Origin of the sequence: Mesorhizobium sp. M7A.F.Ca.US.005.03.2.1 (assembly GCF_003997795.1) — a bacterium.
GTDB classification, from domain to species: Bacteria; Pseudomonadota; Alphaproteobacteria; order Rhizobiales; family Rhizobiaceae; genus Mesorhizobium; species Mesorhizobium ciceri.
This window is the reverse complement of record NZ_RZRP01000148.1, coordinates 1-9,803: the sequence shown is the minus strand read 5'-3', so window position 1 is coordinate 9,803 and position 9,803 is coordinate 1. Positions and strand designations below refer to the sequence as shown.

Annotated in this window: 9 protein-coding genes; 5 read left to right on the top strand and 4 right to left on the bottom strand. The window is 62.9% G+C overall.

The genetic code is table 11. The features are described from left to right. The 4 genes from EN991_RS11120 to EN991_RS11105 form a co-directional block, all read right to left on the bottom strand. A partial coding sequence (locus tag EN991_RS11120) for an MBL fold metallo-hydrolase (RefSeq protein WP_127368748.1) occupies nt 1-471 on the bottom strand: 471 nt, incomplete at its 3' end. A 143-nt stretch (nt 472-614) separates the two neighbouring features. Continuing rightward, complete coding sequence (locus tag EN991_RS11115) at nt 615-1,274, bottom strand: peroxiredoxin (RefSeq protein ID WP_063173204.1); 660 nt, start codon at nt 1,272-1,274, stop codon at nt 615-617. A 224-nt stretch (nt 1,275-1,498) separates the two neighbouring features. Continuing rightward, nucleotides 1,499-1,864 (bottom strand): cell division protein ZapA, encoded by a 366-nt coding sequence (locus EN991_RS11110; protein WP_013529252.1) that lies wholly within the window; start codon nt 1,862-1,864, stop codon nt 1,499-1,501. A gap of 11 nt (nt 1,865-1,875) precedes the next feature. Further along, a complete protein-coding gene (locus EN991_RS11105) occupies nt 1,876-2,148 on the bottom strand; it encodes a DUF4164 domain-containing protein (RefSeq protein WP_013529251.1) in 273 nt (90 codons plus the stop codon). Nucleotides 2,149-2,411: 263 nt separating this feature from the next. On the opposite strand from EN991_RS11105, the gene tkt reads away from it, so the two are divergent. The 5 genes from tkt to EN991_RS11080 form a co-directional block, all read left to right on the top strand. Next, nucleotides 2,412-4,403, top strand: coding sequence for a transketolase (gene tkt, locus EN991_RS11100; protein WP_127366194.1), 1,992 nt, complete (start codon nt 2,412-2,414; stop codon nt 4,401-4,403). Between the two features lie 158 nt (nt 4,404-4,561). Next, complete coding sequence (gene gap / locus EN991_RS11095) at nt 4,562-5,572, top strand: type I glyceraldehyde-3-phosphate dehydrogenase (protein WP_127368747.1); 1,011 nt, start codon at nt 4,562-4,564, stop codon at nt 5,570-5,572. Between the two features lie 218 nt (nt 5,573-5,790). Beyond that, on the top strand, nt 5,791-7,680 hold the full coding sequence (locus EN991_RS11090; protein ID WP_127368746.1) for a potassium/proton antiporter: 1,890 nt from the start codon (nt 5,791-5,793) through the stop codon (nt 7,678-7,680). Nucleotides 7,681-7,825: 145 nt separating this feature from the next. Continuing rightward, a complete protein-coding gene (locus tag EN991_RS11085) occupies nt 7,826-9,022 on the top strand; it encodes a phosphoglycerate kinase (protein WP_013529247.1) in 1,197 nt (398 codons plus the stop codon). Between the two features lie 133 nt (nt 9,023-9,155). Next, nucleotides 9,156-9,803 (top strand): class I fructose-bisphosphate aldolase (locus tag EN991_RS11080; RefSeq protein WP_127368745.1); only part of this gene is annotated, 648 nt, incomplete at its 3' end.

The window sequence follows — 9,803 nt, the reverse complement described above, 5'->3', positions numbered from 1 at the left end:
CACATAGGTGATCGACGCCAGCGTATGGCCGGGCGAGAACAGCACCTTGACCGGAAGCGTGCCGACCGTGAAGGTTTCGCCTTCACCAAACAGCCTGTCCCACTGCGAACCGTCGGCGGGAAAATCCGGCCAGTTGTAGATCGCCTTCCACAAATTCTGGACGTCGACGACCCTGTCGCCGATCGCTGTCGGCGCTCCGGTCTTCTCCCTCAGATAGTGCGCCGCCGAGAAATGATCGGCGTGCGGATGGGTGTCGAGGATCCATTCGACGCTCAGCCCCTGCTCGCTGACGAAGTCGAGCAGGATATCGGCATTCGTCGTTGCCGTAGCACCGGATTTCTCGTCGAAATCGAGGATCGGATCGATGATGGCGCAGCGTTTCGTCGCCTGGTCGGCGACGACATACTGGATGGCCCCGGTCGGCTTGTCGTAGAAGCCGCTGACCTGCGGCCTGGCCAAAGCTACGTCCAATTCTGGCTTCCCCAACTCTCGGTCGTCAGGAATGATTTTCTCTGACGACACCCGAGAGGAGCATGGTTGTCCGCTCGGGTGAGCCAGTCAAGTATCATTTCGCTCGCGGCGACAGGAAAGCCAAAAACTGTTCCGAGGAGCGGTCAGGCAGAGGGCTGCTTGGTCTTCCGCAGATACGGCAGGATGGTCTCATAAGCGCCGAAGCGGTTGATCGCGTCCTCGTTGGAGACGGCAGCGGTGATGATGACGTCCTCGCCCTGCTTCCAGTTTGCCGGCGTCGCCACCTGATGCTTGGCGGTCAGCTGCATGGAATCGACCGCACGCAGGATCTCATCGAAGTTGCGGCCCGTGGTCATCGGGTAGGTCAGCACCAGCTTGATCTTCTTGTCCGGTCCGATGACATAGACCGAGCGCACCGTGGCATTGTCGGCCGGTGTGCGGCCTTCCGACGTCTCGCCGGCACCGCCCGGCAGCATGTCGTAGAGCTTGGCGACCTTGAGGTCCTTGTCGCCGATCAGCGGGTAGTTCACCGAATGGCCGGTCGCCGTCTTGATGTCGTCCTGCCACTTGCCGTGGCTTTCGACCGGATCGACCGAAATGCCGATGATCTTGACGTTGCGCTTCTTGAATTCGCCTTCGAGCCCCGCCATCGTGCCAAGCTCGGTCGTGCAGACCGGCGTGAAATTCTTGGGATGACTGAACAGGATCGCCCATCCGTCCCCGATCCAGTCATGGAATTTGATCGTCCCTTGCGTGGTCTCGGCGGTAAAATCCGGCGCAATGTCGTTGATACGAAGGCTCATGATACATCTCCCCTGTAAACGGAACCCGTCGGCAGCGAGGAACGACAAGCGGCAACCCATGCCGCCATCGAGCTGCCCCGCCCGGGCATCGTTGCATCTTAGCGCAAAAATTGTGACTGCAAGACAATATGAAACTCTTGTCGGCGGCAGGCGAGCATTTTTATGCTGCCGAATGCTCGGCACGCGGATGAGAGCCTGTTGGGCTGGACAGGAGAGATCCTGCCTCAGCTCTTGTTGACCGCCATTGTCACAGTCAGGTCTTCCATGCGCTGTGCCAGCGCGCTGAGCGCGTTGGTCAGCACGCTATCGCTCTTGTCGGCCTTGGTCAGAGCCTCGTCGCGGGTCTTGCGCAAGGTCAGCACTTCGCTTTCCATGCCCTTGACGCGTTTCTGCAACTCCGAGAGTTCATCCATCACCATAATGCCGGCCATCACGGTCAGCCGCTGATCGCCAATCTCGCCGAACGAGTCCTTCAGGTGTGAAACATAGCGGTCGAAACGTTCGGCAAGATCGATCAGATGCTCTTCCTGGCCCTCGTCGCAGGCCATGCGATACTGCTTGCCGTCGATTGAAACCGTGACCTGTGCCATCGGGCCAGCTCCTATCTGTCCAACACGGCGCGGATGGTTTCCATGGCGGTCACCAAACGTCGCGAGACTTCCTTGTTGGCATCTTCCAGCCGTTCGGCGCGCGCTTCGGAATTGTCGAGTTCCTGCGCCAGCCGCGAGCGATCGGCGTTCATCCGCTGCACCTCGGCCTCGGCTTCGGAGTAGTCCCGTTCATGCTCGAGCTTGGCCGCGACGGCGTTTTCCAGCCCCTCGATGGCCTTGCCCAGCCTCGCGATGACTTCCTTGAGTGTGGCTTCCCCGGTCATGGCCTTCGTCCTGTGCCCTGCCCATCACCGAATCGTTCACGTTCAGAACGCGTTATCCCTGAAACATTAGGCACCGGGTGAAGGCAACGTCAACAAAGCTCTCGCGACTGTCCCCCGCTAACGCTAATGTAGGTCCGCCGCCGGCATCACAAGACCGGCAAATGTGCACCCGATTTGTTGACTAAAAGCCCGCGCCTGCTATGTGTCGCGCACCCTTTTCAAGGGCTCTCCCAAGCCCCCAAACCCCCACTTCTGGAGGAACCATGACGTCGCGTGAACAACATGACCGGATGGCCAATGCGATCCGCTTTCTCTCCATGGACGCCGTCGAGAAGGCAAATTCCGGCCATCCAGGCCTGCCAATGGGCTGCGCCGATATCGCCACGGTGCTGTTCACGAAGTTCCTGAAATATGATCCGAAGGCCCCCCATTGGCCCGACCGGGATCGCTTCATCCTGTCGGCCGGCCACGGTTCGATGCTGCTCTATTCGCTGCTGCACCTGACCGGCTACGAGGACATGACGATCGACCAGATCAAGCATTTCCGCCAGTTGGGCTCGAAGACCGCCGGCCATCCCGAATACGGCCATGCCACCGGCATAGAGACGACCACCGGCCCGCTCGGCCAGGGTCTGGCCAATTCGGTCGGCTTCGCGCTCGGCGAGCGCATCATGAACGCAGCCTTCGGCAACGACCTCGTCGACCATTACACCTACGTACTGGCCGGTGACGGCTGCCTGATGGAAGGTGTTTCCCAGGAAGCCATCGCGCTTGCCGGCCATCTCAAGCTCAACAAGCTGATCGTCTTCTGGGACAACAACAACATCTCGATCGACGGCCCGGTCTCGCTTGCCGACAACACCGACCAGGTCGCCCGCTTCCAGGCCTCGGGCTGGAACGCCAGCCACATCGACGGCACCGATCCGGAAGCCATCGCCTATGCCATCGAAGCCGCTCGTCACTCCGACAAGCCGACGATGATCGCCTGCAAGACGACCATCGGCTTCGGCGCTCCAACCAAGGCCGGCACCAACAAGGCGCACGGTTCGCCGCTCGGCGCCGACGAGATCGCCGGTGCGCGCAAATTCTTCAACTGGGACTCGCCGCCCTTCGAGATTCCGGCCGACATCCTTGACGCATGGCGCGCCGCCGGTAAAACCGGCGCCAAGCCGCGCACCGACTGGGAGGGACGTCTGGCCAAGGCCGAGCCCAAGTTGAAGGCCGAGTTCGAACGCCGCCTCGCCGGCAAGCTGCCGTCGAATTTCGACGCCGTCATCGCCGACTACAAGAAGAAGCTGTCGGCCGACAAGCCGAAGGTCGCCACCCGCAAATCCTCGGAAATGGCGCTGGAGGTCATCAACGGCGCCGTGCCGGAAACCATAAGCGGCTCCGCCGACCTGACCGGCTCCAACAACACCAAGACCAGCCAGACCAAGAACATCACGCCCGACGATTACGGCCAGCGTTATGTCCACTACGGCATTCGCGAACATGGCATGGCGGCCGCCATCAATGGCTTGACGCTGCATGGCGGCCTCATCGCCTATGGCGGTACCTTCCTGTGCTTCTCCGACTATGCCCGCCCGTCAATGCGTCTTGCTTCGCTGATGGGCATCCGCTCGATCTTCGTCATGACCCATGATTCCATCGGTCTGGGCGAAGACGGCCCGACCCACCAGCCGGTCGAGCATCTGGCGGCATTGCGCGCGATCCCCAACCACAATGTCTTCCGCCCGGCCGACGCGGTCGAAACCGCGGAATGCTGGCAGATCGCCCTGGAGTCGGAAAAGACGCCGTCGACCTTGGCGCTGACCCGCCAGAACCTGCCGACGGTGCGCACCGAATTCACGGCCAAGAACCTCAGCAGCCAGGGCGCCTATGAGCTGGCCGCCGCCAGCGGCGAGGCGGCGATAACGATCTTCGCCACCGGCTCCGAGGTCGAGATCGCACTTGGCGCGCGCGAGCTGTTGGAAAAGCACGGCCATCCGACCCGCGTCGTCTCGGTTCCCTGCTTCGAACTGTTCGACCAGCAGAGCGACGACTACCGCAAGAAGACGATCGGCAATGCGCCGATCAAGATGGCGATCGAAGCCGGCATCCGCCAGGGATGGGATCATCTGATCGGCTCAGACGGCATCTTCGTCGGCATGACCGGCTTCGGCGCGTCGGGCACGATCGAGCAACTCTATCCGCATTTCGGCATTACCGCCGAGGCCGCGGCCAAGGCGGCGGAAGCCCGCCTGCACGCCAAGTAAGATTCTGGGCCAGTTCGGCGAAACCGCGAAAACGGCTTCGCCGGGCTGGCTCAACTTAATCGATTTAAATCCACGCCAGTGCGGCTGGATTCTTTCTGCTTCCGCCGCTATGAAACTGCAGACCCCTCGTCCGCCCTCCAACTCCCAGGGAGAGAATTATGACCGTCAGAGTTGCCATCAACGGATTTGGCCGCATCGGCCGCAACATCCTGCGCGCTATCCATGAATCCGGCCGCAAGGACATCGACGTCGTCGCCGTCAACGACCTCGGCCCAGTCGAGACCAATGCGCACCTCTTGCGCTATGACAGCGTGCACGGCCGCTTCCCGCATGAAGTCTCGGTATCCGGCGACCAGATCACCGTCGGCAAGGAGACGTTCAAGGTCACCGCGATCAAGGATCCAACGCAGTTGCCGTGGAAGGAACTCGGCATCGACATCGCGCTCGAATGCACCGGCATCTTCACCGCCCGCGACAAGGCAGCGGCACACCTGACCGCCGGCGCCAAGCGCGTCATCGTTTCGGCCCCTGCCGAAGGCGCCGACCTCACCGTGGTCTACGGCATCAACCACGACCAGTTGACCAAGGATCATATCGTCATCTCGAACGCCTCGTGCACCACCAACTGCCTGGCGCCGCTGGCAGCCGTGCTGCACGAAACGGTCGGCATCGAAAAAGGCATGATGACGACGATCCACTCCTACACCGGCGACCAGCCGACCCTGGACACCATGCACAAGGATCTCTACCGCGCCCGCGCCGCTGCGCTGTCGCAGATCCCGACCTCGACCGGTGCCGCCAAGGCGATCGGCTTGGTGCTGCCCGACCTCAAGGGCAAGCTCGACGGCATCTCGATCCGCGTGCCGACCCCGAACGTCTCGGTCGTCGATTTCAAGTTCATCGCCAAGCGGTCGACCACGGCGCAGGAGATCAACGAAGCGGTGATCGCCGCCTCCAACGGCAAGCTCAAGGGCATTCTCGGCGTCACTCATCACCCGAACGTGTCGATCGACTTCAACCACGATCCGCGCTCCTCGATCATGGCGCTCGACCAGACCAAGGTGATGGACGGCAATTTCGTATCGGTGCTCTCCTGGTACGACAATGAATGGGGTTTCTCCAACCGCATGGGCGACACATCGGTCGCCTTCGGCAAGACCATCGCCTGATCACAAAGCACTCTTTTCGAGACTTGGAACGCCCGGCTTTGCCCGGGCGTTTTTCATGAGCGCAGCTTGCGCCTTCCCAAATTGTGTCCCGGGCGCCAAAACATCCGAAAATCAGCGGCATAGGCCAAAAAGCCACCCTGCCGCCTTGCACTGGTCACGTCTTCGCCCCACTCTCTCGCAAAGCAGGAGACAGACGAATTTGAGGGGCTGATTTCAGGATGGAGCATGCGATCTATCTCGTCACGCTGGTCGGCACAGCGCTTGTCGTCGCCGCCGCGTTTTCGAGCCTGATCGCCTTCCGCTTCGGCGCCCCTCTTCTGCTCCTGTTCCTCTGCATTGGCCTCGCCACCGGCACCGACGGTCTCGGCATCCAGTTCGACAATGCCCGCATCGCCTATTTTGCCGGCTCACTGGCGCTGGCCGTCATCCTGTTCGATTCCGGCTTCGGCACGCCGCTCAACGCCTTGCGGCAGGCAGCCGGCCCGGCGTTGTCGCTGGCGACCTTCGGCGTAATTCTGACCACCGGCCTGTTCGGCGCCGCCGCCCACTATCTGCTCGACCTCACCTGGCTGGAATCCTTCCTGCTCGGCGCCGCAGTCGCCTCCACCGATGCGGCCGCCGTGTTCTTCCTGCTGCGTGCCGGCGAGATCAATCTGCGCGAACGCGTGCGCTCGACGCTCGAGGTGGAATCCGGCACCAATGACCCCATCGCCATCTTCCTGACCATCACGCTGGTCGAGATCATCGCCGCTCATGCCAATCCCGAGACCAACGTCCTGGTCACCAGCCTTTTCCTCGGCTTCCTCCTCAACATGGGCCTTGGCGCTGTCGTCGGCGTGCTCGGCGGCCTCGCCATCGTGCGTCTCGTCGACCGGCTCAATCTCGACCATGGCCTGCTGCCGATCTTCGTGCTGACCTTGTCGTTGATGGTCTTTGCCGCCGCCGGCGCCATTGGCGGCTCGGGCTTCCTGGCGGTCTATATCGCCGGCCTCATCTCGGGCAATTCCGATATCCGCGCCGTCACCATCCTCAAGCGCTTCCAGGACGGCATGTCATGGCTGGCACAGATCATCATGTTCCTCATCCTCGGCCTGTTCGCGACGCCCTCGCAATTCCCGGCGATCATGGTGCCGGCGGTGCTGCTCGGCCTGTTCCTGATGTTCGTGGCGCGGCCGGTCGCCGTCTGGCTCTGCCTGATCCCGTTCCGCATGCCGCGCCCCGAAGTCGCCTTTGTCTCGTGGGTCGGCCTGCGCGGCGCGGTGTCGATCCTGCTTGCCATCACCCCGCTGCTCGGCGGGCTGGAAAATGGCCGTGTCATCTTCAACACCGCCTTCATCATCGTTCTGGTTTCGCTGGTCATCCAGGGCTGGACGGTCGGACCGCTGGCGCGCCGCCTCGGTTTGATCGTGCCGGCGCGGCTCGGACCGCTGGACAAGGTCGAGCTGGAATTGCCGGGTTCGGCCCATCACGAGCTTCTCGCCTATCGCGTCGCACCCGGCAGCCCGGTGGCGCGCGGCGAGCGCATCCCACGCTGGGCGCGACCCTCGCTGGTGCTGCGTGACGGCCGTTCGATGCGCTTCCAGGACATGGGCCGGCTCGCCGCCGGCGACCAGGTCTACATTTTCGTCCCGGATCGCTATCCGCGCCTGCTCGACAAGCTGTTCGCCAGCCGTGCCGTGGTCGATCCCGAAGATGCCGATTTCTTCGGCGCCTTCGCCGTCGATCCAGCGCGCCCCGCCGCCGAACTGGAAGCAGCCTATACGCCAGGTCTAACCGAAGTGGAGCAAAAGCTCACCGTTGGCGCGCTGGTCACGGCGCGGCTCGGCGGCCATGCCGAATATGCCGACCGCGTGCTGCTCGGCCCGATAGAACTGATCGTCCGCGACGTCGACGACAAGGGGAAGATCATAGGCCTCGGCCTGTCGTTCGAGCCGACCGCTCCGGTGGCGCGGGTGCCGGTCTTCCTCAGCGCCGGAGAAATCGGCGACCGTCTTTCCGCCTTCATCCGCAATTGGCGCAAGCCGACCGAGGCGCAGGCGGACGAGGCGCGGGCGGACGACAAACCGGCCCCGGAGCCAGCGCCGGAAAAGGCAGCAACCGAAAGCTGACAAACCCGCTATTGAGCGCTGCCATTCATCCACCCGCCAGTGCAAGATCGTGCCCACTTCAAAATTTCGGTTCGAGCGCGCCCTAAGCCTTGCATCGTCGCCGATGCGGGGTATGGTCCCCCGGTTTTTCGCGAAAGGAACCCGCATGGCCGCCTTCAAGACACTCGACGATATCGGCAACATCAGCGGCAAGCGCGTGCTGGTGCGCGTCGACCTCAACGTGCCTGTCACTGAGGGCAAAGTCACCGACGCCACCCGCATCGAACGCATCGCACCGACCATCGCCGAGCTATCGGCCAAGGGCGCCAAGGTCATCCTGCTCGCCCATTTCGGCCGACCCAAGGATGGGCCTTCGCCCGAATTCTCGCTGGAGCCGATCGCCAAAGCCACGGCAGAAGTGCTCGGCCGCCCCGTCGGTTTCGCCTCGGATTGCGTCGGCGACACGGCCGGAAGTGCTGTCGCCGCCATGAACAAGGGCGACGTGCTGCTGCTCGAAAACACTCGCTTCTACAAGGCCGAAGAAAAGAATGACCCGGCCTTCACCGAAAAACTCGCCGCCAATGGCGACATCTTCGTTAACGACGCCTTCTCGGCCGCGCACCGCGCGCATTCTTCGACCGAGGGGCTGGCGCATCTGTTGCCGGCTTTTGCCGGCCGCACCATGCAAGCCGAGCTTGAGGCGCTGGAGAAGGGCTTGGGAAAACCGGTTCGTCCGGTCGTCGCCATTGTCGGCGGCGCCAAGGTCTCGACCAAGATCGATCTGTTGATGAACCTGGTGAAGAAGGTCGACGCGCTGGTCATCGGCGGCGGCATGGCCAACACCTTCCTCGCCGCGCGCGGCACCGATGTCGGGAAATCGCTGTGCGAGCATGATCTCGCCTCAACCGCCAAGCAGATCATGATCGAGGCGGCCGAGGCCGGCTGCGCCATCATCCTGCCGGTCGACGGCGTCGTCGCCAGGGAGTTCAAGGCGGGCGCGGCCTGCGAGACCGTCGCCATCTCCGATGTGCCGGCCGACGGGATGATCCTCGATGTCGGCGCCAAAACCGTGACGACCATCGGCGAATGGATCGACCGCGCCGCGACACTGGTCTGGAACGGCCCGCTCGGCGCCTTCGAGATCGCGCCCTTCGATCATGCGACGGTGGCGGCTGCCAAGCACGCGGCGTCGCGCACCAAGGAAGGCAAGCTGGTCTCGGTTGCAGGCGGTGGCGATACGGTCGCGGCGCTCAACCACGCCGGCGTCGCCGACGACTTCACCTATGTCTCGACCGCCGGCGGCGCCTTCCTGGAGTGGATGGAAGGCAAGCCGCTGCCCGGCGTCGATGTGTTGAAGCGCTGAGGCTCCGAGGCGATCAACACTCGGAGAGCGAACAAGGCCGCCCGAGGCTTCAATCGATTCGAGCTTTCCGATGCCATTCCTTTGGCGGTAGACTTCCGTTAAGCGCGGAACAACCGTTTCAGGAGAAGCAACAATGAGCGAACGTCTCGAAGACATTGCCGCTGCGATCGTCGCCGATGGCAAGGGCCTGCTGGCCGCCGACGAAAGTTCCGGCACCATCAAGAAGCGCTTCGACGTCATCGGCGTCGAATCGACCGCCGACAGCCGCCGCGACTACCGCGAGATGATGTTCCGCACCAGAGAGGCGATGACCCGCTACATTTCCGGTGTCATCCTCTATGACGAGACGATCCGCCAGAAGGCCGCCGACGGCACGCCGCTGGTCGACATCATCAGGGCCGCCGGCGCCATCCCCGGCATCAAGGTCGATGCCGGCGCCAAGCCGCTGGCCAGGTTTCCCGGCGACACCGTCACCGAAGGCCTCGATGGCCTGCGCGAACGGCTTGCCGACTACTACAAGCTCGGCGCCCGCTTCGCCAAATGGCGCGCGGTGATCGACATCGATATGGCCAAGGGCGTCCCTTCGGCGACCTCGATCGGCTCCAACGCTCATGCGCTCGCCCGCTATGCCGCCCTCTGCCAGGAAGCCGGCATCGTGCCGATCGTCGAACCGGAGGTGCTGATGGACGGCGCCCACGACATCGACACTTGTTACGACATTTCGAAGGCAACGCTGATCAAGCTCTATGACGAGCTCCATGCGGCGCGCGTCGTGCTGGAA